The 24,452-nt window shown below is 37.3% G+C and carries 21 protein-coding genes and 1 pseudogene; 12 read left to right on the top strand and 10 right to left on the bottom strand.

Annotated elements, in window-relative coordinates; genetic code table 11:
* The first annotated feature begins 356 nt into the window (after window positions 1–356).
* Genes BKP56_RS02425 through BKP56_RS02400 form a run of 6 tightly spaced genes read left to right on the top strand, consistent with a single transcriptional unit; the run spans window position 357 to window position 5,645 of the window.
* Complete coding sequence (locus BKP56_RS02425) at window positions 357–896, top strand: hypothetical protein (RefSeq protein WP_072693556.1); 540 nt, start codon at window positions 357–359, stop codon at window positions 894–896.
* An 18-nt stretch (window positions 897–914) separates the two neighbouring features.
* Complete coding sequence (gene aroF / locus BKP56_RS02420) at window positions 915–1,955, top strand: 3-deoxy-7-phosphoheptulonate synthase (RefSeq protein ID WP_072693555.1); 1,041 nt, start codon at window positions 915–917, stop codon at window positions 1,953–1,955.
* A gap of 17 nt (window positions 1,956–1,972) precedes the next feature.
* A complete protein-coding gene (gene aroB / locus BKP56_RS02415) occupies window positions 1,973–3,061 on the top strand; it encodes a 3-dehydroquinate synthase (protein WP_072693554.1) in 1,089 nt (362 codons plus the stop codon).
* Window positions 3,058–4,305, top strand: coding sequence for a 3-phosphoshikimate 1-carboxyvinyltransferase (gene aroA / locus BKP56_RS02410; protein ID WP_072693553.1), 1,248 nt, complete (start codon window positions 3,058–3,060; stop codon window positions 4,303–4,305). Before aroB ends, aroA begins: the two co-directional genes overlap by 4 nt.
* Window positions 4,286–5,383 carry a chorismate synthase gene (aroC, locus tag BKP56_RS02405; RefSeq protein WP_072693552.1) on the top strand — a complete coding sequence of 366 codons (1,098 nt, stop codon included), beginning with the start codon at window positions 4,286–4,288 and terminating at the stop codon, window positions 5,381–5,383. The genes aroA and aroC overlap by 20 nt, the downstream gene beginning before the upstream one ends.
* Window positions 5,376–5,645 carry a chorismate mutase gene (locus tag BKP56_RS02400; RefSeq protein ID WP_072693551.1) on the top strand — a complete coding sequence of 90 codons (270 nt, stop codon included), beginning with the start codon at window positions 5,376–5,378 and terminating at the stop codon, window positions 5,643–5,645. Before aroC ends, BKP56_RS02400 begins: the two co-directional genes overlap by 8 nt.
* 67 nt (window positions 5,646–5,712) lie before the next feature.
* Here BKP56_RS02400 and BKP56_RS02395 read toward each other — a convergent pair whose 3' ends face one another.
* From BKP56_RS02395 to BKP56_RS02365, 7 genes are all read right to left on the bottom strand, one after another.
* Window positions 5,713–6,954, bottom strand: a complete 1,242-nt coding sequence (locus BKP56_RS02395; protein WP_072693550.1) for a glutamate-5-semialdehyde dehydrogenase — start codon at window positions 6,952–6,954, stop codon at window positions 5,713–5,715.
* Window positions 6,951–7,772, bottom strand: coding sequence for a glutamate 5-kinase (gene proB / locus BKP56_RS02390; RefSeq protein ID WP_198034014.1), 822 nt, complete (start codon window positions 7,770–7,772; stop codon window positions 6,951–6,953). The genes BKP56_RS02395 and proB overlap by 4 nt, the downstream gene beginning before the upstream one ends.
* A gap of 132 nt (window positions 7,773–7,904) precedes the next feature.
* The gene (locus BKP56_RS02385; RefSeq protein WP_072693548.1) at window positions 7,905–8,795 is read right to left on the bottom strand and encodes a hypothetical protein; all 891 of its coding nucleotides are present in this window, start codon (window positions 8,793–8,795) and stop codon (window positions 7,905–7,907) included.
* A gap of 91 nt (window positions 8,796–8,886) precedes the next feature.
* Window positions 8,887–10,074 carry a hypothetical protein gene (locus BKP56_RS02380; RefSeq protein ID WP_072693547.1) on the bottom strand — a complete coding sequence of 396 codons (1,188 nt, stop codon included), beginning with the start codon at window positions 10,072–10,074 and terminating at the stop codon, window positions 8,887–8,889.
* A 15-nt stretch (window positions 10,075–10,089) separates the two neighbouring features.
* Window positions 10,090–10,938 carry a hypothetical protein gene (locus tag BKP56_RS02375; protein WP_072693546.1) on the bottom strand — a complete coding sequence of 283 codons (849 nt, stop codon included), beginning with the start codon at window positions 10,936–10,938 and terminating at the stop codon, window positions 10,090–10,092.
* Window positions 10,935–11,624 (bottom strand): ATP-binding cassette domain-containing protein, encoded by a 690-nt coding sequence (locus tag BKP56_RS02370; protein ID WP_072693545.1) that lies wholly within the window; start codon window positions 11,622–11,624, stop codon window positions 10,935–10,937. The genes BKP56_RS02375 and BKP56_RS02370 overlap by 4 nt, the downstream gene beginning before the upstream one ends.
* A gap of 3 nt (window positions 11,625–11,627) precedes the next feature.
* Window positions 11,628–12,005: a GntR family transcriptional regulator gene (locus tag BKP56_RS02365; protein ID WP_072693544.1), complete on the bottom strand. Its 378-nt coding sequence runs from the start codon at window positions 12,003–12,005 to the stop codon at window positions 11,628–11,630.
* Window positions 12,006–12,264: 259 nt separating this feature from the next.
* Here BKP56_RS02365 and BKP56_RS02360 point away from each other — a divergent pair, with 259 nt between their 5' ends.
* Window positions 12,265–12,705, top strand: a complete 441-nt coding sequence (locus BKP56_RS02360; RefSeq protein WP_072693543.1) for an 8-oxo-dGTP diphosphatase — start codon at window positions 12,265–12,267, stop codon at window positions 12,703–12,705.
* A gap of 96 nt (window positions 12,706–12,801) precedes the next feature.
* On the opposite strand, the pseudogene BKP56_RS13585 reads toward BKP56_RS02360, so the two are convergent.
* From BKP56_RS13585 to BKP56_RS02340, 3 genes and pseudogenes are all read right to left on the bottom strand, one after another.
* Window positions 12,802–14,393, bottom strand: a pseudogene (locus BKP56_RS13585) (IS3 family transposase).
* Between the two features lie 104 nt (window positions 14,394–14,497).
* Complete coding sequence (locus BKP56_RS02345; protein ID WP_232226921.1) at window positions 14,498–15,871, bottom strand: MATE family efflux transporter; 1,374 nt, start codon at window positions 15,869–15,871, stop codon at window positions 14,498–14,500.
* A 444-nt stretch (window positions 15,872–16,315) separates the two neighbouring features.
* A complete protein-coding gene (locus tag BKP56_RS02340; RefSeq protein ID WP_072693540.1) occupies window positions 16,316–17,713 on the bottom strand; it encodes an MATE family efflux transporter in 1,398 nt (465 codons plus the stop codon).
* Window positions 17,714–17,985: 272 nt separating this feature from the next.
* Between BKP56_RS02340 and BKP56_RS02335 the strand changes: the two genes are divergently transcribed.
* From BKP56_RS02335 to BKP56_RS02315, 5 genes are all read left to right on the top strand, one after another.
* Entirely contained in the window at window positions 17,986–18,738 is a 753-nt protein-coding gene (locus BKP56_RS02335) for a DeoR/GlpR family DNA-binding transcription regulator (RefSeq protein ID WP_072693539.1), read from the top strand.
* Window positions 18,735–19,658, top strand: a complete 924-nt coding sequence (pfkB, locus tag BKP56_RS02330; protein ID WP_072693538.1) for a 1-phosphofructokinase — start codon at window positions 18,735–18,737, stop codon at window positions 19,656–19,658. The genes BKP56_RS02335 and pfkB overlap by 4 nt, the downstream gene beginning before the upstream one ends.
* Window positions 19,659–21,539: a PTS fructose transporter subunit IIABC gene (locus BKP56_RS02325; protein ID WP_072693537.1), complete on the top strand. Its 1,881-nt coding sequence runs from the start codon at window positions 19,659–19,661 to the stop codon at window positions 21,537–21,539.
* A 181-nt stretch (window positions 21,540–21,720) separates the two neighbouring features.
* Window positions 21,721–23,064: a M20 family metallopeptidase gene (locus BKP56_RS02320; RefSeq protein ID WP_072693536.1), complete on the top strand. Its 1,344-nt coding sequence runs from the start codon at window positions 21,721–21,723 to the stop codon at window positions 23,062–23,064.
* Between the two features lie 191 nt (window positions 23,065–23,255).
* Window positions 23,256–24,452, top strand: a complete 1,197-nt coding sequence (locus tag BKP56_RS02315) for a carboxylate--amine ligase (protein WP_072693535.1) — start codon at window positions 23,256–23,258, stop codon at window positions 24,450–24,452.

Genomic DNA, 24,452 nt, shown 5'->3' with positions numbered 1-24,452 from the left:
AGAAACAGAGATGAACGCACAATTACAAATCAAAATGTCCCCACAATTGAATAGTTATTACTTTAGCTTCTTTAGAACCAAATCTATGGAGGCTAGAGAGCTTTAAGCTGCTGACAACAGCGTCCCATAGATTTCAGAGAAATCGAATGGGGCGCACAAGTAAAATAACAACATTTTATGAGTGAATATAAACCAAAGCCGCATTCGATCTTCTAAAGAAGACGAATGCGGCTTTTTGCTTTGCTCGTTCGAGCAAAGCGAGTTACGGGCAAAGTACTAGGCGAGCGAAAGCGAGCGTAGTCACCGATTTACAAAGGCCCGTTCGAGCCAAAATAAAAAAAGAAGGAGCAGCCAAAATGATCATCCATACTTTAGGACCAAACAGCACAGACAGCTACGCAGCAGCAGAGTCGCTTCTCAAATCAGAGGAGGATGATATCGTTGAGTATCCGTCTTTTGACAGTCTGCTACATAATTTAGAGCAGATAAAAGGGCAGCACGTATTATTTCCAGTCGCATTTAAAAGTGCTAGAAGAGAATATGGCTGGAAAGAATTCAATTACGATTACTGGGATCAAGTCGAGTTGATTGAAGTCTTCAAAAAGAAAACAAAGCCGATGGTGCTAGTGAAAAATACAAAATATGTCGAAAACACCACAATGATTCATCCAGCCACGATGATTTTTATGAAAAAGTATTTAGAAAAGGAAGCCGATGAAACGATTATCAGCTATACAGACAGTAAGTATAAAGCCTGGACAGCTTTTAAAAAGAAAAAACTGAAGTATACAATTATCAGTGAAGATGTATACGAAAAGGAGAAGCATCCAGAACACCAAGTGGAAGAGCGATACGAGCCTGTAATGGTCTGGTGTCTTTACAAAATAAAAGACTAAAAATGAGGAGAATATAAAATGATTATTGTATTAAAACAAGGAATTTCAGTTAAAGCAATTGAAGAGGTAACCGCAAGACTAGAAGCAAAAGGAGTATCTGTCAGCCATTTTTCAGATATCAAGAGAGATTTTTTAGGACTGATCGGAGATACGAGTGGCATTGATATGCATCAACTGCAAGCATTGAAAGAAGTAGAACAGATTGTACGCGTTGAAGAACCTTACAAACGTGCCAACAGAAAATTCCACCCAGAAAACTCAACCATCCAAATCGATAAAGAAGCAATCGGTGGCGGCCAATTAGGGATTATTGCCGGACCTTGTTCTGTAGAGAGTGAGGAACAGATTATTCATGTGGCGAAAAGAATCAAAGCAGCGGGTGCGAATTTCCTGCGCGGTGGAGCTTTCAAGCCTAGAACATCTCCATACAGTTTCCAGGGACTAGAATTAGAGGGACTAAGAATGCTTCAAGCCGCTAAAGCGGAAACGGGATTACCCATCGTAACAGAGCTGATGTCTACGAAATGGATCGATGAATTTGTGGATTCAGTTGATATGATTCAGATTGGTGCCCGCAATATGCAGAACTTTGATTTATTAAAAGAAGTAGGAAAAACACAGACACCGGTCTTGTTGAAGAGGGGATTATCTGCCACATACAAAGAATGGTTGATGTCAGCGGAATACATTATGTCTGAAGGAAATGAGAATGTTATCCTATGCGAACGCGGTATTCGTACCTTTGAAACAGAGACTAGAAACACATTGGACATTCAAGCTGTACCAGTAATCAAAAAGTTGTCTCATTTACCAATTATTATTGACCCAAGTCATGCTGGTGGAATGTCTTACTTGGTTGAAGCTGGTGCAAAAGCAGGAATTGCAGCCGGAGCGGATGGGTTAATGATCGAAGTACATGACGATCCTGCAAATGCATGGAGTGACGGAGAACAATGTCTGACACCAGACGAATTTGCAGAACTAATGGTGAAAGCTCGCAAACTAGCTGAAATTGAAGGACGTTCTATCCAAGAAGCATCAGCAATCTTGACAAAATAATATTAAGGAGGTAAAACATGCCTGAAATCACTGTAGCGATTCCTGCAAATGAGACAAGTTATGCTTTAAAAATCGAAAAACAACTCCTAGATAAAGTGGGTAATGAAATTGCTCAAATCTTTGATGGTTCAAAAATCATGGTTGTAACAGATGAGACAGTTCACGGTTACTATGGTGAAACAGTTTTAAATCAATTGAAAACGGCGGGATATGACGTTCAGTGCATCGTCTTGCCGCCTGGAGAACAAACGAAGGCATTCAGTTCAATGCCTAATATTTATAGTCAACTGATAGAATTTGGCTTAACGAGAAGTGATCTGATCATCGCACTGGGTGGTGGAGTAGTAGGGGATATTACGGGATTTGCAGCTGCAACTTATTTGAGAGGGATCTCTTTCGTGCAGATTCCAACGACGCTGCTTGCGCAAGTAGACAGCAGCGTCGGCGGCAAAGTCGGTGTTGATTTACCCGAAGGAAAAAATTTAGTTGGGGCTTTTTACCATCCTAAACTTGTCCTGATTGATCCCTTAGTACTTGAAACGTTGACCGATTTGTCTTTTGCAGATGGAATGGCGGAAGTAATCAAATACGGCTGTATAAAAGATGAACCATTTTTTAACCTTTTAATGGACTTATCTTCAAGAGAAGAAGTGATGGAACAGATTGAGTATATTATCGAAAAGTGCTGTACGATTAAAAAAGAAGTCGTTCAGGCAGATGAGAAGGATACAAGTGAACGGATGCTGCTGAATTTCGGTCATACACTCGGTCATGCTATCGAAGCTTACTATAACTATGAAACCTATTCTCATGGTCAGGGCATTGCGATTGGAATGGTTGAACTATCAAAAATTGCTGAAGAGAAATCTCTGACAAAAAGTGGCACAACTGAAAAAATCATTTCTATTTTAGAAAAAAATCACTTACCGACAAAACTGGCAGAACCAAGAGACTATGCAAAAATCTTAACTTACATTAAAAAAGATAAAAAGAACTTTGAAGGCAGTTTAAATGTCATTCTACTAAATGAAATTGGACAAGCTCAAAAGCTTAAGACAAATCGACAGTTTTTTGATGCATTAAAGACAGGAGGAACAACGAATTGACGACTTTAAAAGTTATTCCAAAAAAGTTAAAAGGAACAGTTACCGTTCCTCCTTCGAAAAGCATGGCCCACCGAGCAGTTATCTGTGCTAGTCTGGCAGATGGGCGAAGTGTAATCAGTAATATCCAGTTATCGGATGATATCAAAGCAACAATTGAAGGAATGCGAGCATTTGGAGCAGTGATCCTGCATGATGGAGACACACTGACTATTGACGGAATTGGTACGGGCATAACTAGGCGCAGTCAGGAAATCAATTGTAACGAATCGGGTTCTACACTCCGATTTCTCGTTCCATTAGCGACTCTATTTGAAGGAGAAACACGTTTTGTAGGCAAAGGAAAGCTTGGCCAACGACCGCTTGAACCCTATCAGGAAATGTTTGAAAATCAGTCCTTGAGATATGAGCCAGCACCTACAGAACTGCTCGACTTAACAATTGAAGGCCGCTTGAAGCCAGGTGTTTATGAAATGGCTGGAGATATCAGTTCTCAATTTATTACGGGTATGTTGCTGACACTGCCAATGCTTGACGGAGAATCTGTTATCAAAATGACTACGCATCTAGAATCAAAAGGATATATCGATCTGACTCTGACTGTACTTAAAGAATTTGGGATAGAAATTAATCACGACAAAGAATACAAGTTTTTCAAAATAAAAGGAAACCAGTCGTATCAAGCACAGGACTACAAAATAGAAGGAGATTATTCGCAAGCTGCTTTCTGGTTAAGTGCTCGAACGTTGGCTAATGAGATTTCAGTCGAAGGACTAAACGACTACTCACTACAAGGCGACCGGGAAATCGTAGAGATATTGGAAGACTTAAGTCAGCAAGCGGATGAACGAGTGATTGATGGTGCTCAAGTGCCAGATATTATTCCAGTCGTTGCCCTAGTTGCTGCCTTGAGTAAAGGCAAAACAAGACTGATCAATCTGGACAGACTTCGGATCAAAGAAAGTGATCGCTTAATTGCTACTCAAAAAGAGCTGGCTGCTTTGGGGGCTCGGATTAAAGTTGTAGGAGCTGACTTGCATATCGAAGGTGTTTCAATATTAAAAGGTGGTCAAGAGGTCTGGAGCCATAAAGATCACCGCATGGCGATGATGCTGGCGATTGCTTCAACTATATGTCAGGAACCGATCATCATTAAAGATACAGAATGTGTTAAAAAATCTTATCCCGATTTCTGGGAAGTTTTTCAAAATGTAGGAGGAGAAATACATGAGTGGAATATGGGGTAAAAATGTACAAGTCTCAATATTTGGAGAATCTCATGGTGTAGCGATCGGGATTACAATCAATGGTCTGCCACCAGGGTTAGAAGTAGATATGGAGCAAGTACTGTTTGAAATGGCAAGAAGAGCACCCGGCAGAAATGAACTGACTACACCAAGAAAAGAAAAGGACCAACCAGAAATTCTAAGTGGCCTATTAGATGGAAAAACAACTGGAGCACCACTTACTGCTATCATCTGGAACACGAATACACGCTCAAAAGACTATAGTTTACTTAAAAATGTTATGCGACCGGGACAGGCAGATTATCCTGGACGGGTACGTTACAAAGGACATAATGACCATAGAGGAAGTGGCCATTTTTCTGGTAGAATTACGGCGCCGCTAGTTTTTGCAGGAGCCATCTGCAAACAATGGCTGGCACAAAAAGGCGTAACGGTTGGCGCGCATATCCAGTCGATCGGGATGATTGAAGATGAATCGTTCGCTGATCAAAAAGAAGTGACATTGGAACAGATTCGATCTTTCAAGGAACAGCAATTGCCATTATTTAATGCTGAAAAAGAAACAGAAATGAAAGATTTGATCGTAGAAGCAAAAGAAGATGGCGACTCTGTGGGTGGAGTGGTTGAAACATTTGTATTAGGACTAGATGCAGGTTATGGAAATCCGTTTTTCGATTCCGTAGAGTCTCAACTTGCGCACTTAGTTTTTGCAGTCCCGGCCATCAAAGGGATCGAATTCGGAACAGGGTTTGATATTACGAAGATGCGAGGGTCAGAAGCAAATGATGAATACTACTATGACGAACATGGACAGATCAAGACTCGTTCAAATAATAATGGCGGTATTATTGGTGGGATTACTTATGGTATGCCCGTTGTGTTCAGGGCAGCTGTAAAACCACCTGCTTCTATTAAGAAAAAACAACAGACCATTAACGTCGAAGAGGGTAAAGCAGCGGAACTTGAAGTAGAAGGGCGACATGATCCGTGTATCGTACCACGTGTCTTGCCTGTATTAGAAGCCGTTACTGCCCTTGGATTGATGGACTTGATGATGGGAGGACAACATCATGAGTGAGTTAGAACAATACAGAGATGAAATTGATGCGATCGATCAGGAACTGACAAGGCTATTCGAAGCTCGATTAAAAACAGTATTGAAAGTGGGAGAGTATAAAAGACAGCATGAATTACCTGTGCTAGATGCCAGTCGAGAACAGAAAGTGATTGCTAAAAATGTCGATCGTCTGGAAGACAAGCAGTTTGAAGAAGAACTGACAAAGTTTTTCCAGTCTATGATGGACATTACTAAAGAGACTCAAACGAAAATGATGAAATAATTATTGATAGAGAAAAAGGTTCGTAAAGCAGCTATGAAAATCTGTTTTACGAACCTTTATTTTATGATTATCTAATCTGACCTTCACCAAATACTATATATTTGGTTGAAGTGAGTTCAGGTAATCCCATAGGTCCTCTAGCATGAAGTTTTTGGGTACTGATCCCAATCTCAGCCCCGAATCCGAATTCAAATCCATCTGTGAATCGAGTCGATGCATTAATGTAGACTGCAGCGGAATCAACTTCTTTGTGGAATCGTTGGCTGGCACTATAGTCACTCGTGACGATAGCTTCAGAGTGCCCGGTGCTGTAGTGATTAATATGAGCAATAGCCTCATCAATAGAAGAAACAACTTTGACTGCTAAAATATAATCTAAGAATTCTGTTTCCCAATCTTTTTCGGTAGCTGGAACAGACTGAGTAAAGATAGCTTGAGCAGCTTCGTCAGCACGTAATTCGACGTTCCATTCTGCTAAAGCTTGCTCAATAACAGGAAGAAAGTCTTCTGCAACACGTTCGTGAATCAGTAAGGTCTCTGCGGCATTACAGACAGAAGGTCTAGACGTTTTGGCATTGACTATAATATCTTTTGACATTTCAAGTTCTGCAGACTGGTCGATATACACGTGACAGTTTCCAGTTCCTGTTTCGATAACTGGAACAGTTGCGTTTTCTACGACTGTTTTAATCAGATTCGCACCACCTCGAGGAATCAACACATCCAGGTAACGATTCAACTGCATCATTTTTCGAGCTGTCTCTCTGGAAGTATCTTCAACAAGTTGAATGACTTCTTTCGGGAAAGTGGTAGATTCTAATCCCTTTTGCAGCACTTCAACTATCGCTTTATTTGAATGAAAAGCTTCTTTTCCTCCACGCAGGATTACAACGTTTCCTGACTTGAAGCATAGTCCCGCAGCGTCAGAGGTTACGTTAGGCCGTGATTCATAAATGATTCCAATAACACCAAGCGGCACAGTCTGCTGACCGATTCTTAACCCTGCTTCATTCGTCCACATCTGTTTGACTAAGCCAATCGGATCAGAAAGCAACGCAATATCTCTTAAACCATCAGCCATAGCAGTGATCCGCTCATTAGTCAGTGTTAAACGATCCAACATAGTCTCCGCAATTCCGTTATCTGCAGCAGCAGCTGTATCTTTCTGGTTAGCTTTTAAAATCTGTTCTTTATGATCCAGTAAAGACTGAGCCATTTTATTTAAAGCTTCATTCTTATCTTTAGTCGAAGCGTAAGCAAGGAATTTAGTCGAATCTTTTGCTTTTTTTCCTAAGTTAATCAATGTCATAGCAGTGGTTCTCCTTTCTGAGTAGGGATGAATAAAGTACCAATCTGTTCACCGGCTAATATACGAAAGAGGATCGTAGGATCTTCTCCATTCGCTAAAACCATTTGTTTTTGTTCTTCTAGAACTTGTTGCGCAGCATTCAATTTAGTAGTCATACCGCCAGTTCCGAAACGTGATCCTGAATCATTCGCTAATGCATAGGTTGCATCCGTAATTTCATGGATTGTATCAAAAAGCAGTGCATCTTCATGGTTCATTGGGTTCTTATCATAGAACCCATCAATATCAGATAAAAGGATGAGTAAGTCTGCATCCGTGATTTCTAATACAATAGCAGATAAGGTGTCGTTATCACCAAAACGAGTCAGATGATCCAACTCTTCAACAGAGACTGTATCATTTTCATTCACAATGGGAATAACATTTTTGATTAACAACTGTTCAAATGTATTTGCAGTATTTTTTCGACTAACAGGAAAGTCAATTACATCCTTCGTCAATAAAACTTGACCGATTTGATGACCATAATGATAGAAAAACTGACTATATAAATTCATTAATTCTGTTTGTCCAATGGCTGCAATGGCTTGTTGCTCAGGAATCGTTACGGGTCGTTCTGTGAGATTCATGCGAGACAATCCTACTCCAATTGCTCCAGAAGATACCAGAATGACTTGTTTCCCCTGATTTTTCAAGTCGCTTAATACAAAAGCAAGTTTTTCAAGTCGCTGAAGATTAATGGATCCATTTGGATACATAATCGTACTGGTTCCAACTTTTATTACGATGCGATTGCTTTGTGTTAATGAGTGTCTGATAGAAGTTGACATGATTTCATCCAATCTAAAGTTGATTATATAAGTTGCTGATTGCTTGAAAATAAGATGTATAATTTCAAACAGTATAACAATTTATATTAAGAAAATCTAGATGAATACGCAATGATCTAGCTAGATCATTTTTCTATAAGTATGGAAAGATTCAAGTTCAGTTAACTTTATAAAAGAAAATAACCCACAAGCATAGTAATCAGTCGTATCGATTTCTGTCTCAATAGAATTAACTCCCTTACTTTTGAACAGTTCCAGTTGTTTTTTGAAGAGCTGCTTTAATTCTAAATAAGAAATAGGCGTTTCTTCATCCAAACCTACCCAAGCAATTTCAACAGAATTTTGATCTGAAGAAAAGACAGTTATATAAGAAGAAATGGATCCATTGGTCAATCCAATGAGACTTAAGTCCAGATCAGGTTGTTCATGTAAAAAAAGTGATTCCCATTCTGAAAGTGTCAAGTCAGCTGCTGGATTAACCTGATGAGTATTTACGTAGTTTCTCTTCAGCAGATGAAAAAGTTCAACCTTTAAACTAGAATTACTCAGAGCCTCTTTGTAAGTGAGAACAGTGGAATGAGAAGGTTCAGTTATATGAATTAGACAATCATCGATAGCCAATGTAGGTTCATAGGTCTTTCTGATCAATTCATAACCACTGGATTCAAGTAATGAAATGATATTATATTGATCGTTCATTAAAGAATAGATGAATCGATCTGAAGAAGATGTAGCGTTTTGTTCTAGTTGAGTAAGAAGCTGTTTTTGTAGAGCATTCGTTTCTTGTGCAGACTCATCTAAGTAAACTTTCAGATAATCTGCATGTGGATGAAATGGATTTTCCCAACTTAAGGCTAAGCCGATTGTACTTTTATCTTTGGAAGCAGCAATAATCTGGCGATAACAGTTAGAGTGCAGTTTAGAGAGAATCGACGACAGTTGATTCTGTAAATTTGGTGAAAGAGATTCCTTGTTTGAGTTGAATTGTTTCAGTTTAAAAGAAGTGTTCATATCCGTGCCCCTTAGTATAGAGTAACAGTAAAGAATAAAGGAAAAAGCTATTCTCTGATATATTGTATCAGAGAATAGCTGAGAAAGCGGGTTATTCTATTAATCCAAATTGATCCAGATAATCAACATGAACGTCATTATTTTGTCCATCAGGTGAAACGAACTCACCGCGGTAGACAACTTCTCCAGTGTTGAGATCATTTATCTGTATGTTGATCGTATAATTTCCGATTTGGGAGGTTAAGTCTGTATAGGCTTCTTCATAAGAATAAAGAAGACCGTTAGAGATAAAAGAAGGGATTAATTGGCTGTTTGAATCAGAAGAACTAATCTCGCTGACTTTAGATAAGCTGACTGGATCAGTTGCTGTGTCTGCTTGATAAACCTCATATTTTTGTTCCGTAGGATTCAGGATAAAGAGACCTTCTTCAGTAGAAAAAATACGAGGAGAGTTCAATGTCTCCAGATCTGGAATATTGAGCATTTTATCTTCTATATAATCATAAATATACAGTTCTCCAGAAACTGGCTGACCAGTTGTTTCGTAATCAACTGAAGTTAATTCTAGATATCTTGAATCAAGATTTTGTTGCTCGTAATCTCCACCGTTCACTTCATTTAATTGCGGATCGATAGATTGTATAAGGTTTAATTGCGGTTCTGCCGCTTCTAAATTTACAGCGTATATATTAAATTCATTGGATTCAGTAGCTACATTATAAGAACCGATTGTAAAATACATATTTGGATATTGAATATAAGTATCTCTTACATCTAGATAACTAGAATTTTCCGAATCTTCAGGCAACGAAAGTGTATAGGAACTTTCTTCGTTTGTAAGTTTATCCAGTACAGAAATAATTAATTGATTATCTAATTCTCCAGGCCAATAGACATCCGATGCTGTGCCTGCATAAAGAATATGTGTTTCAGATTCTTTAAAAGTTCCATATGGACTTTTTCCTCTTAAAAAAGAACGATATTCATTTGTTAATTCATTGACTAATGGATTTAATGAGTGATCGAGCTGATTAAAAAAAGATAGGTCTGCAACATAGTTGAATTTTCCATGTCCATAAGTAAAGCCTGGATTTAATGTATTGACATCAGAATTTACATATCCAGCTAGATAAAGGTCGTCTGCGTATGTTTCATCTCCTTCAAGTGTGATCAACTCTAAAGGTTCAACAGATTGAGCCATTGCTTGCATAATGCTGTACACGCTCATTGTCACTACAGTAAAACTTAAGAAAGCAATCAACTTTAAATATTTTGACATTCTTTTCAGTCCTTTCTAAACAGTGATTTTGTTTTTCAGTAGATACCTACTAATTAGCAGGGAGACTAAACCAACAATAAGAGCAAAAATTACAACTATAATAATTAATTCAGAATTAAATAGAATATAATTATTTTTAGCTATTAATGAGACTAAATTTGGAGAAATTATAAATCCAATGCTTGCTAGAGCATAAAAGATCCCAAGGAGGAAGCCTTTAATACGGTAACTTCTTTCAAGTAAGATGATTGTAAATAAAACTGAAATAGCTACTAAGCCTAGACTGTAAATTCCTAAGAATACTTCTAAAGTATTAGGAAGAATCATAGGGAAAATAATTCCCGTTCTAACAACTTCACTTACAGTCATAGCACTAAAAAATTCTGGTGGTGTTAAACTGGATATTATGAAACTACCAATCCACAGTGAAATGATCTGTAAAGATAGTAAGCTAAAGATGCCTACGAAAATAATGAGTAGTTTGGCAAAGTATATATGCATTCTAGATGTTGGCAACATTAATAATCGATAGATAAATGTATTTTTTCCTAACCATTCCCGGTACCAGATAAAGATAGAATAGAATAAAAAACCTATAATGCCTAAAGCTATTGGACCAAGAATCCAAAGTGATCTTGTAAGGGTTTCTAACGAAAATGAACCATAAGTTTCTATATATTGTGTAGTACTTAATGATTCTAATTTCATCGTTTCATTTGCTTTACTAACATAATTAAGCGGGCCTATAATGTATCCAGCAAAGTTTGATAAAATTAGAATAATCATAATACCTAATAGAAATTTGTACATCCGCTCAAACTCAAAGTTCACTAACCTAATAAAATATTGTAATTGCTTTTTCATGCGTTGAAAGCCTCCCTCATGACATCTACTACAGACATGCCTTCGTTTTCTCTCATTTCTTCAGCATAGAATTCTTTTATAATGGCACCATCATCAAGAAAAACCACTTTATCGATCAAGTGCTCGATGTCAGCAATTTCATGTGTGGTAATCAACACACCTCGATCTTCCACCAAACGACTGCTGAAAACTTCTGCAATCTGTTCTCTCGTAAAAATATCGATTCCCGAAAAAGGCTCATCCATCAATATGTAATCCACATCCAAAGATAAACCAACAAGCAAATTAATTTTCGCTTGATTTCCTTTTGATAAATCCTGTATTTTATCAGTTGCCTTCAAGCGAAAGAAACGGATCAAATCTTTTGCTCGCTTATCGTTCCAGACAGAATAATAATCTTTCATAAAATCAATTGCTTCCTGAACGGTCATACCTGGCAATATAATAGAAGCATCTGGGATAAAAGCAATCTTATTATACATACTGGGAGATTGCGGCTGTCCATCAATCAAGATTTCTCCTTTTTTAATGGGTGTTAAATTCATGATAGAATTCAATATGGTTGTTTTGCCGACTCCGTTAATTCCGATCAGACAGGTAATATCTCCTTTATCAGCAGTGAAAGAAACCCCATTTAATACTTTTTTTCTTCCAAAATTTTTATGAATATCTATAACTTCTAACATTGTTTAACCTCCTGTTTTAGTATGATTCATTTCGGTTGTGATCAACTCTGTTACTTCCTCTATAGAGATATCTACATTTCGAATAGCACTAACGAAATCTTTTACGGCATGATTTACCCATTCGCTTTTTAGCTGCCTTAAAACATTTGGATCTTCGGTTATTTTACTTGGTCGATTTGGTTCAGTATGAATCAAATTTTCTGCCTCCATTTCACTGTATGCTCGCTGCACGGTGTTGGGATTTATCTTTAAATCATTAGCCAGCTGTCTTCTAGAGGGAATTTCTTCTCCAGGACACAAGTGTCCGGCTACAATTTCTTTTTTAAGAAAATGAATTACTTGTAAGTAAATCGGATCACGTTTATTTAAAATCAAATCCATATGCAGTACTCCTTTCTGTTCATGTTAAGTAGCTTTCAATAAATTTTTATTTAAGATGCTTTGGAGTAAATTTTTTTGTTCAAAAAAAAAACGATAAAAATATATTGTACTAAATGGTTAATACATGATAGCTAAAAAGCTACCAGTGTATTAACCCCTCCATACACCGGATAAGTGTATTATATAGTGCATACACTTTTAAAGTCAACAGCTTTTTCTAAAGTTTGTTATACTATAAGAAAAAGGTTGAGTAGTCAGGATGTTGATTATGGAAAATACTATCTTTACGAATATGGTGATGATTGAAGATGGTGAAGGAAATGTACTGGTTCAAAATCGTTTAAAAAGTTGGAAAGGTATTGCTTTTCCGGGTGGTAAAGTAGAAGCGCATGAATCTTTTGTAGAATCAGCCATTAGAGAAGTAAAAGAAGAGACGGGATTGACAATATCCAATCTGTCGTTATGTGGGGTAAAACAATTTCAGACAAAACTTGATGAGCGCTATGTCGTTTTCTTATATCGTACGCATACATATAAAGGAGAAATCCAATCTTCTGAAGAAGGAGAAGTAAAATGGGTACCTGTAACTTCTCTTAAAGAAGAAAGGACTGTTGAAGGCTTTGATTTAATGTTGGAAGTATTTATGAACAATAATGTAAGTGAACTATACTATGAAGAGAGGGATGTCACTTTACTTTAAAAGTAAGAATATTAGATGTATTTTGAATTAGAAAAAGCATGCTCCCTTTCTGTTTGAACTGACCCTTGTCAAGTAGACAATAAAATAATAAAAAATCTATATGGCAACCTGATACCGAAATTCCATCGGTGTTAGGTTGTTTTTTGTTTCTTGTAAACGTTCGAAATTATAAAATTCCATGTATTCATCAATATCTTTAATGAGTTCTTGATATAGAGTGTACTCCTTCAAATGATACGATTCGCATTTGTAGTGCCCAAAAAAGCTTTCCATTGGTGCGTTATCAATACATTTCCCCACTCTAGACATACTACGTGTAATTCCAGCTTCTGTCGTGATTTGACGGTACTGTTTAGAGGTATATTGAGAACCACGATCGCTGTGAAGAATCGGTGTCGCTTTTGGATTCTGCTTAAGGGCTTCTTTTAAAGTCTCCATAACTAAAGCATAATCGTTATTCTTGCTTATTTTGTAGGCGATAACGGTTCCATCATAAAGATCTTTAAGGGCACTTAAATAGGCCTTTTGACCCTTTCCATATTGTAAATAAGTGATATCCGTTACCCATTTTTGATTTGGTTTATCTGCTTTGAACTGACGATTCAAAATATTCTCTTCGATATTGACATAGCTCGTTTTCGTACAATATCCTTTGGAGCGTCGAATGTGCGATTTCAGCCCCATTTTAAGCATGAGTCTCCGAATTTGTTTGCGGTCATATCTTGCTTCGATACCCTTTTGTTCATTCTCTTTATTTAGATAATGCGTGATCCGTCTATATCCAAAAATGCCTTTATATTTATAAAACATTTTTTTGATCCGTTCCATCAATCGCTGATGATCAATTTCTCTAGTTGAAGGGACATGGTGCACCCATTTATAGTAGCCAGAACGAGAAACACCCAAAATAGTACACAATAAGTGAATAGGATATCTATTTTCTTGGTGAAATTCATACACTGCTTGAAACTCATCTAAACAAGATCCTATACGGGCCGATTCCTCCTTTCGATTTCCTTTAACTTTTTTATTAGACCATTTTCAGCTTCTAAATATTGATTTCTTTCTTCTAATTCTTTAATCCGTAGTTTATCGTTTTCTTCCTCTGTAAGAGATTCTTTGGGTTTGGATTTTAGAGTATGTCCACGGCGGTCACGAAGTGCTTCAGGACCGTTCGCTTTGTACTTGCGTACCCATCCATAGACTTGTTGGTAAGAAACATGATAGACTGTTTCCGCCTTGTGATAATCCAAATTATTGGCTATTGTGAATTGAACAATTTCAATTCTTTCTTTCCAGGTTGTTTTGCGCCCCTTATTCATCTGATTATTCCACCTTTTACTAGTTGGTTTAAACCCTTTACCACTAGTATAAAGCTTTATCCACTTACGTAAAACGGAAGAAGAAGAAATATTGAACTTCTCACAAGTTTTCTGTACCCCCATAGCCTCCTTCAAATAATACTCTACAGCTTTTGTTTTCAGTTGAGGAGAATAGCGCTTCCAAGTCTTGGACTCTGTTAATCCTGCCACGCCATCTCCTTTATATTTTGCGATCCACCTTTTAACTGTTTCAGGAGCGACTCCGAGTTGTTTCGCCATTTTTTTAATCGAACGGTTTCCTTCCATCACATTTAGAACAGCTTCTAAACGTTCATCTAGGGTATGCTTCGTTATTCTTTTAGACATCAAAAAAACTCCCTTTATAGTGTCAGAGAATTTTTATTATTTCTCTGTCTACTATAAAGGGAGCATATCAGTTAAAAGTAGGGAGCATGCTTTTTAAATAGGATTTAACGGATCAGTCCTGCTAATTTTGGTAATAGTTTTGGACGTTCTGTTCCATCTAGACGACGTTTCAAACTGTAGTAAGAGAAAGTTAATGGAACAAGTGCAGCTAACCAGGCAAGCGGGTTAGAAAGTGTAACCCCCGCGAATCCTAAAGAGTTTGAAAGCAGTAATGCAGCGCCGACTCTAGAGAATAACTCCATGATTCCTGCCATTGTAGGTGCAGTGCTTTTTCCAAGTCCTTGAAGTGTGTAGCGATAGATAAACAACATAGCAAGCAAGAAATAGAATGGCGCATTTGTTGCAAAGTACAAATGAGATAAGTCTAGAATTTCTGTGTTTCCTGATCCTACGAAAAGTGCAGCAAGTGGACGACCAAAGAACACTAATACTAGACCGATAACAGCACTGTAAGTTAATACAACTTTTAATGTAGTGCGTACACCTTGCCATACACGCTCAATATTGCCAGCGCCGTAGTTTTGAGCTGAGAAAGTAGCCATTGTGATACCAAAAGAAACAAGTGGTAAAGTAGCGATACCATCGATTTTTTGAGCTGCAGTAGTTGCTGCAACAGCTTCAGGTCCTAAGCTGTTCAAAGTCATTTGGATAGCGATAGATCCAATAGCGATGATTGAGCTTTGGAATCCCATTGGGAATGCAATTGCTGAATGTTCTTTAATTTGTTTGAACCCGGCAGCCCAGTCTTCTTTATGAATACGTAAGATAGGAACATTTTTCTTGATATAAACTAATCCAATGATACTAGATACAAATTGAGAAATAACAGTTGCTAAAGCAGCTCCGGCTACACCCATGTCAAATACAAGAATAAATGCTAAGTCTAAAACGATATTCAAAATAGACGTAATGATTAAGAATACTAGTGGGGCACGGCTATTTCCAATAGAACGTAAGATGTTTGAGATCAAGTTGAACATTACAGCTGCTCCGATACCAGAGAACAATACAATTAGGTAGCTGTAAGCATGTTCAATCAATTCAGCAGGTGTGTTCATGAATTCTAAAATCTGACGAGTGAAGATCACTGCTACAATAGTCAGGATTACGCTCATAGTTCCAGAAATAATAACACTTGCTGCTAGGTTCTGTCTGATTTTTGTTTCGTCTTTTGTTCCGAAACGTTGTGCTGTCAATACAGATAGACCTGCAGTTAATCCAATTGCTAGTCCTAAGATTAATCCGTTGATACTACCAGTTGCTCCGACAGCTGCAAAAGCTTCGACACCGATTGTTTTACTAACAATGAAAGTGTCTGCCATTTGATACATTTGTTGGAATAAGTTTCCTAAGATAAGTGGGATAGAGAACATTACGATTAATTTAAGTGGGTTGCCTTTAGTCATGTCTTTGTACAATATGATAACCTCCAGTTATGCTTGAGTCATTTTCGAATAATTCATTATTTAGGTTGGCTTATGAATAAGTTCAGTAATAAATAAATAGTTAAGTTAGCCAATGAGTGATTTATTTCTTTGTTATAAGGTGTATCGAATAATATTTATTGTTAACACTTTTGACAAGTATAGGCGCTTTTTAAAAGAATACAACCCCTTTTGAAATATTCTTTGTGAAAGGAATGTGAACGGATTTGAAGGTTATAAAAGTTATGCGTTTTCATTGTTTTCATAGAGCCAAACGTTGATATTTATAGGTTTTTATGAAAATGCGACAAAAAAATGAACAGAAAATGTTGATTAATAATTTTTATATTTCACAATCTTTACATAGGAAAATACAATAGATAAAAAAGCCATCTTCCTGTTAAGAGGAAGATGGCTTTAGATTTCTAATGGGATTAATTATTTGACCTTTTGAGGTTTTAACTCAGGAGTAATAGCTTCGATATCTTCTAAAGAGTTAGATACACGGCCTGACAAGCTTCGTCTAGTTGAATAATAAGCAGTGGCAAGTGGAGCTAATGCCGCAATCCATGCCAAAGGATTTGACAAAGCAGCACCTAAAAATCCGAAAGGGATAGATAATAAAGTTGCTGCACCAGCTCGTGCAACTAATTCTCCGACCCCTGCTACTGTAGGAGCTAAGCTGTTTCCTAAGCCTTGAAGAGTATGCCGGTAAATAAAGAGTAAAGATAATACAGCATACAACGTTGAATTTACTAAAAAGAATTGTTGAATCATGCTGACAACTTCAGCTGATGCACCTGTGCCTACAAAAAGTAATGCTAATTGTCTACCCCATATTAATAAAACAATACCAATTACTATACTATAGGACAAACTCAGTTTAATAGCCTGATTTACACCGTACCAGATTCGGTTCAGTTTACGTGCCCCATAATTTTGTGCTGCATACGTCGACATAGTAACACCAAAAGACTGTAGAGGTAACATAGCAACAGTATCGATTTTTTGAGCAGCTGTAAAAGCAGCCACAGCATTTGCGCCTAATTTGTTCAGGGTAACAGTAATAGCGACAGCTCCGATTGCTATGATAGAATACTGAAAGCCATAAGGTAAACCGATTCTTAAGTGTTCTTTATATTCAATCCAGTTAAAGGTCCAGTCTTCTTTATGAATTCTAAGCAAGGGAACTTTTCGCCAGATAAATATCAGACATAAAATACTGGAAACAATTTGAGAAATTACCGTAGCGACAGAAGCACCTCTGATTCCCATATTAAAATAGAGAATCAGAATATAGTCAAGTACGATATTTAAGATGGAAGTCAATATTAAGAAATAGAGAGGAGTTTTGCTGTCTCCTAGTGCTCTCAAAAGATTTGCAAGTAAGTTGAATAGGAGTGTAGCCCCAATCCCCCAGAAGATTACATTCAAATAATCGTATGCATATTGGTAGGTTTCTGCAGGCGTCTGCATCAAAGTCAAAATTTCTTCTGTAAAAGTAGTGGTCAATAGAGTAAGGATAAGGGCAATTACAATACTGATAACGACACTAGCTGCTAAGTTTTTTCTAAGTGCCGCATCATCCTTTCTACCAAAACGTTGGGCTGTAATTACGGAAAGGCCAGCTGTTAAACCAATCGCAAGACCAATAATCAAGAACTGCAAACTGGTTGTTGATCCTATAGCCGAAAAAGCTTCCACTCCAACAGTCTGACTGACGATATAAGAATCAGCCATATTGTAAAACTGTTGGAATAGATTGCCGATCAGCAAAGGTACAGTAAAGCTTAATATCAGTTTCATGGGACTTCCAGTAGTCATGTCTTTCTTCATTAAAATAATTCCTCCTGTCTGAAAAAATAAAATAAAATAAAATTTTTAATAATTGCAAATTTAAATATAAATAAAATGTGATACCAAGTAATTATAGCTAGCTGAGAGATAAAAGCAATAGTATTGCTGCAATATTATATTAAATAGATACATAGGTAGATTTCATTTAAAAATAAACCGTGAACAAAAAGTGACATAAATGAAAGAAAAAGACATTTTTTGATTGATTTTGATCGTATTGGATGTTATATTATTAGCGAGAGGTGAAGTAAGTGCTTACAGAAGAACGATACGCTTATATCATTAGACAGATCAACCAAAGGAATACGATTACTGTTCAAGAGCTTGTAGATACATTGCATCATTCGGAATCGACGATTCGTAGAGATTTGAGCCAGCTTGAAGCGGATGGTGAGTTGATTCGAATTCATGGTGGGGCAAAGAGAAAAGTGGCGATTTCTACTGAAGACACTATGGAAGAAAAAACGGTCAAAAACGTTCAAGATAAGCAATCGATTGCTAAGATGGCAGCTGACATTGTCCAAGATCATGAAGTGATATACTTAGATGCAGGAACGACTACGTTTGAAATGATCCCTTACTTGAAAGATAAAGAGATCACGGTTGTAACAAATGGTGTCCCTCATGCATCACTTCTAACAGACTTGAAAATCGAGACAATTTTACTTGGTGGAAAAATCAAGCAGAATACAAAAGCGATCATCGGTACCTTGGCACAGGAACAGATGGAAGGTTATCGATTCAGTCGCGCTTTCCTGGGAATGAATTCAATAGATAAAGAGGTCGGGTATACGACCCCGGATTTAGAAGAAGCAATTATGAAAAAAGTTGCAATCGCTCAGACGGGTGAAGCATATGTGTTGATTGATCCATCTAAATTCGGAAAAGTCAGTTTCGTTAAAGTAAGTGATATTGAAGATTGTACGATTATTACAACTCGATTATCAGAAGAAAATAGGGAACTTGCAAACTTAACGCGAGTGGTAGAGGAGAGAACTAAATGATTTACACCGTTACACTGAATCCATCGATCGATTATGTAGTCTATATGGATAATGAAGTAAAAACTGGAGCAGTGAACCGTATCCAGAAAGATCGCAAATTCCCAGGCGGAAAAGGAATCAATGTTTCTAGAATATTATCGCAGTTAAATATAGAAAATAAAGCATTGGGCTTTATCGGTGGCTTTACCGGTAAGTTCATTGAAGATGCTTTAAAAAAAGAAAATATCATAACTGAGTTCGTTCAAGTAGAAGAAGATACACGTATCAATGTGAAAGTAAAAAGCAGCAACGAAACAGAGATTAATGGTCTTGGCCCTCATATATCTCAAGAAAAAGCGAACGAATTATTGAATATTCTTTCAAACTTGTCCAGAGAAGATGTCGTTATCCTATCAGGAAGTAAGTCAAAAGGGCTTTCAGAAAAATTCTATCAAGAAATCATTGAGAAATTGAAACAGACTGAAACGGAATTTGTGATCGATACTACGGGAAAAGAGCTGAAAGATGCTTTATCGTCAAAACCATTACTGATCAAACCAAACAACCACGAATTGGAAGAATTGTTTGATGTCAAACTTAAGACAGAAGAGGACATGAAAATTTATGGTAAAAAATTAGTTGAAGCCGGAGCACAACATGTAATTATTTCGATGGCAGAAAAAGGTGCTATGCTATTTACCGAAAAAGGTGTTTACCATGGAAAAGCTCCTAAAGGCAATCTGAAAAACTCCGTGGGATCAGGAGACTCAATGGTAGCTGGATTTACAGGTATGTTGAAACAAACAGGAAATTCTCTAGAAGCATTCAAATATGGTATTGCGTCTGGAAGCGCAACAGCATTTGAAGAAGATTTGGCAACAAAAGATAAAATAGAAGGACTGCTTTCACAAATAAAAATCAAAGTACTGGAGGAAAATTAAATGCAAATCAACGACTTATTAAGAAAAGACCTAATGATATTAGATCTTCAAGCAACTGAAAAAGAAGCTGCAATCGATGAAATGATTGAGCGTCTAGCAGAAAAAGATGTCATCTCTGATAAAGAAACATACAAAGAAGGCATCATGCAACGTGAAGCGCAAACCTCAACTGGATTAGGTGATGGCGTGGCAATGCCGCATTCTAAGAATAAAGCAGTAAAAGAACCAGCAGTGTTGTTCGCTAAGTCTTCTAAAGGAGTAGATTATGAATCATTAGACGGACAGCCAACGCATTACTTATTTATGATTGCTGCTCCAGAAGGCGGGAATGATTTACACTTGCAAGTGTTAGCTTCATTATCTCGTAAATTAGTCAATCCAGAAGTACTTGAACAATTGGACCAAGCGACTACTCCAGAAGATGTTCAAACAATCTTTGCAGAATCTGAAGAAGATACTAAAGAAGTAACACCAAGCACAGACAGTGATTCAGCAAATAAAAAATTCGTTGTAGCAGTTACAGCATGTCCTACTGGAATCGCACATACTTACATGGCAGAAGATGCTTTGAAACGTAAAGCAGATGAAATGGGTGTGACAATTCGTGTTGAAACAAACGGATCAGATGGAGCGAAGAATCAATTGACTGCTGATGAAATCCGTCGTGCCGATGGAGTGATTATCGCAGCGGATAAAAAAGTAGAACTTGCTCGTTTTAATGGTAAACATGTTTTGCAACGTCCAGTTGCCGAAGGAATCAATAAAGCAGAAGAACTGATTACCAAGGCAATGAATCAACAAGCGCCCGTATTAAGAGTGGACGGAGATGCAGTTGATAATAATGCTTCAGAAGAAGAGGGCGGAAGCGCTTGGAATACGCTATATAAAGATTTAATGAACGGTATTTCTCATATGTTACCATTTGTTGTTGGTGGCGGGATTATCATGGCGATTTCATTCATGTTTGAACGTATACCGATGGACAATAATTTCTTGGTTGATTCATTTAATACGATTGGAAGCTCAGCATTCCAATTTCTTATTCCGATTTTAGCCGGCTATATTGCTTATAGTATTGCAGACCGTCCGGGGCTGTTACCTGGTATGACAGCTGGTATTATGGCAGTTGATAGTAACGCTGGATTCTTAGGTGGTTTAATTGGTGGTTTTGTAGCTGGTTATGTTATGAACTTAATCAAAAAATCACTTCGTGGAGTACCGAAGTCATTTGAAGGATTAAAATCAATCCTGATGTACCCGGTATTAGGTCTGTTGGCAACCGGATTGTTAATGTTCTTTATTATCAGTCCAGTATTCTCTACTATTAATACAGCAATGATTAGTTTCTTGGAAAATTTAGGTACGGGAAACGCAGTGCTACTTGGAGCTGTTCTAGGTGGTATGATGGCAATAGATATGGGTGGCCCATTCAATAAGGCAGCCTACACATTCTCAATCGGAATTTTCACGGATACTGGCGATGGTAGTTTGATGGCAGCAGTTATGATGGGTGGTATGATTCCGCCATTAGCAATAGCGCTTGCAACAGTGTTATTTAAAAATAAATTTACTGATGTAGAAAGACAATCAGGATTATCTAACTTTGTATTAGGGTTATCATTCATTACAGAAGGTGCTATTCCCTTTGCAGCAGCAGATCCAATGCGCGTAATAGGGTCATCAGTCATTGGAGCAGCAGTTGGTGGGGGATTGAGTCAATTATGGAATACAGCTATCCCAGCACCACACGGTGGTATCTTCGTAGTTGGATTAGGAGATAATATACTCTTATTCTTACTTGCATTAGTTATTGGAACAATTATTTCAGCAATAATTTTAGGATTCTGGAAACCTGAAGTTAAAAATGAAGTAAAAGTATAAATTAAAAAACAGAAAAAGCTTATCACAAAAAAGTAATTGAACCCGTCTTTCCCCAAAAAGGAAAGACGGTTTTTTTATGTTAAAGCTTGACTTTTTCACACAAACTAGTAACGTATTTAAGAAGAAAAAGAATATGAAATTCAAGAAAGTTGAAGCAAAGTATACATAGAGGGAGAATGAAATGAAAAATTATATTACTCAAGTGATTAAAGAGCAAAGCTTGTCTTCTTTAGAAAGGCTAGTCAATATTCCTTCATATATTACGCAAGCCGAGTCAGAAGAAGGGGGATTTCCATTTGGAGAAGGAATTGATCGGGTATTAAAAGAAACACTCCAGTTATGCAAAGAATTAGGAATGGATACTTACTACGATCCCAAAGGATATTATGGATATGCAGATTACGGAGAGGGTAAAGAGACGGTCGGTATTTTATGTCATTTAGATGTAGTACCTGAAGGTGATACCGCAAAATGGCACACATCTCCATTCGTGGCAACGGAACTAGATGGCGTAATGTATGGAAGAGGAACGCAAGATGACAAAGGACCTACAATTGCAGTATTATATGCGTTTAAAGCACTAGTAGATGCAGGAGAAACTTTCAATCGTAAATTGAGATTTGTATTTGGAACAGATGAAGAAAGTTTATGGCGTGGAATGGATAGGTACAAACAATATGAAGAAATACCTGATATGGGATTTGTACCAGATGGGGCATTTCCACTTACCTACGCAGAAAAAGGACTGCTACAATTCAAATTGACTGGTCCCGGCTCTGATAAAGTGAAACTGAATTGCCCAGGAGCTCCTAATGTTGTGCCGGCAGCAGCAGACTATCAAGGTGTTGAAAAGAAATCCCTAGCTGAAGCATTCTCTCAAAAAGGAATCCAATATAAACTGACAGATGAACAAATCACTGTATATGGAAAGTCTGTGCATGCAAGTACGGCTTTTAAGGGCGTTAATGCAATCAATTTACTAGCAACTCAGTTAGCTGTTTTTCAGCCTCATCCAGCTATTTCTTTTTTAGCAGAAAAGGTAGGAGAGGAAGCAAATGGATTTAGTATTTTTGGTAAAATTAGTGATGAGATTTCTGGGCAACTGACTTTTAATGTAGCTTCTTTAAGAATCGATGAAAACCACGCTGAAATAATGATAGATATGCGAATTCCGGTTTCATTTTCCTCAACAGAATTAGTTAAACAGTTAAAAGAAGTAGCAGCAGATTATGGGTTGGAATATCAGAAGTATGATGAGCTGCCGTCACTTTATGTTCCTAAAGACAGTTTGCTAGTGAAAACTTTAATGGACATTTATAAAGATAAGACAGGCGATCATCAAGAACCGATGACTTCTGGGGGAGCTACTTACGCTCGATCAATGCCGAATATGGTTGCTTTTGGTGCGCACTTTCCGGGAAGTCCGAGTTTGGCACATCAGGAGAATGAAGGAATAATATTAGAAGAACTATATAAAGCAATGGATATATATGCAGAAGCAATCTATCAGCTTTGCTGCAAATAATTAGAACTTGTAGTTAAAATTTAAGAATTTACCTTAATGAAACAGTTGGTACTTCTACAAAAATCTTGCAGTTTGATGTATAATGAGTGAACGTGTGTAGATCCGTATTAATTGAGTACCAATCCGTATTTTTGAGATCTATGCATGGAAACTATTCAAAGTGAACGCTTATGAAGGAAGAGAGAATTTAAATGACACAACAACATAAAGCAGTCGTTTTAGGAGCAAATTATTATATTGGATTAAGTATCATTCGATGCTTAGGTCGTGCAGGAGTACCCGTGGTTGCAGTGGAATATCAGAAAGAAGGAGCTTATGCACTTCATTCAAAGTATTTATCTGAACAACTGATTGGACCACATTATAAAAAAGAAAGCTCTGCATTAAAAGATTTTTTAATTGAATATGCGAGAAAACAAGATTATAAGCCTGTTCTGTATCCGACGGCGGATCCATATGTAGAGTTTATAGATGAGTATTTAGATGAGTTAGGTGAATATTTCCTAATTACACAAAAAGAAAAAGGCTTATGGACGCGTCTGATCGATAAAGATTCTTTATATATTTTAGCGGAACAACATCAGGTACGTGTACCTAAAACGATTCAAACAACTCGACCAGATTTGATCGAGGTAGTTGAATCTGATTTGGGATATCCCTGCTTAGTGAAACCGGCTGATTCCACTATATTTGTTGCTGAATTTCGTAAAAAATTATTCAAAGTACATGATCGGGTTGAATTGGAAGAAGCTTTGAAGAGATCTGAAGATGCACATATCGAAGTTGTTGTTCAACAACTAGTTCAAGGATTCGATGATCACATGTATACATTTGATGCCTATTTGAATCAGGAGTCTAAGGTGACTCACTGGATGACAGCCCAGAAACATCGTCAGTATCCAATTCATTTTGGAGCATCTGTATATACAAAACAGCGTTACGTTCCGGAACTCTTTACAATTGGCGCACCTTTCTTAGAGAAGTTAGGATATAAAGGGTTCGCAGAAATCGAGTTCAAGAAAGATGCAGATACTGGTGAATATTACCTAATTGAAATTAATGTAAGAACCACGAATTTCAATCAGATGATTGCAGACGTGGGACTGAATATGCCCTTGATAGCTTATAAAGAATTGACGGGTCAACCAATCGGTTCTAGAATCATCAAAGAAGATACAGGACAAGTCTTCCACTATATGTATGAGGACTTGCATGCTTCAAGAGCTTATGTAAAAGCGGGAGACTTAACTTGGGGTCAGATAATCAGATCTTATAAAGCCAACAAAACCGGAGCTATCTGGTCAAGTGATGATCCGAAACCGGGCATCCGATTCATAGGCAAATTTATAAAACGTATTGTGAGTAAAGCTAAGAAAAGAAACACTTAA

It is taken from the genome of Marinilactibacillus sp. 15R, from assembly GCF_001895285.1.
Lineage (GTDB): Bacteria > Bacillota > Bacilli > Lactobacillales > Carnobacteriaceae_A > Marinilactibacillus > Marinilactibacillus piezotolerans.
Note: the sequence above shows the minus strand (reverse complement) of the source record. Positions and strands in the feature narration are given on the sequence as shown.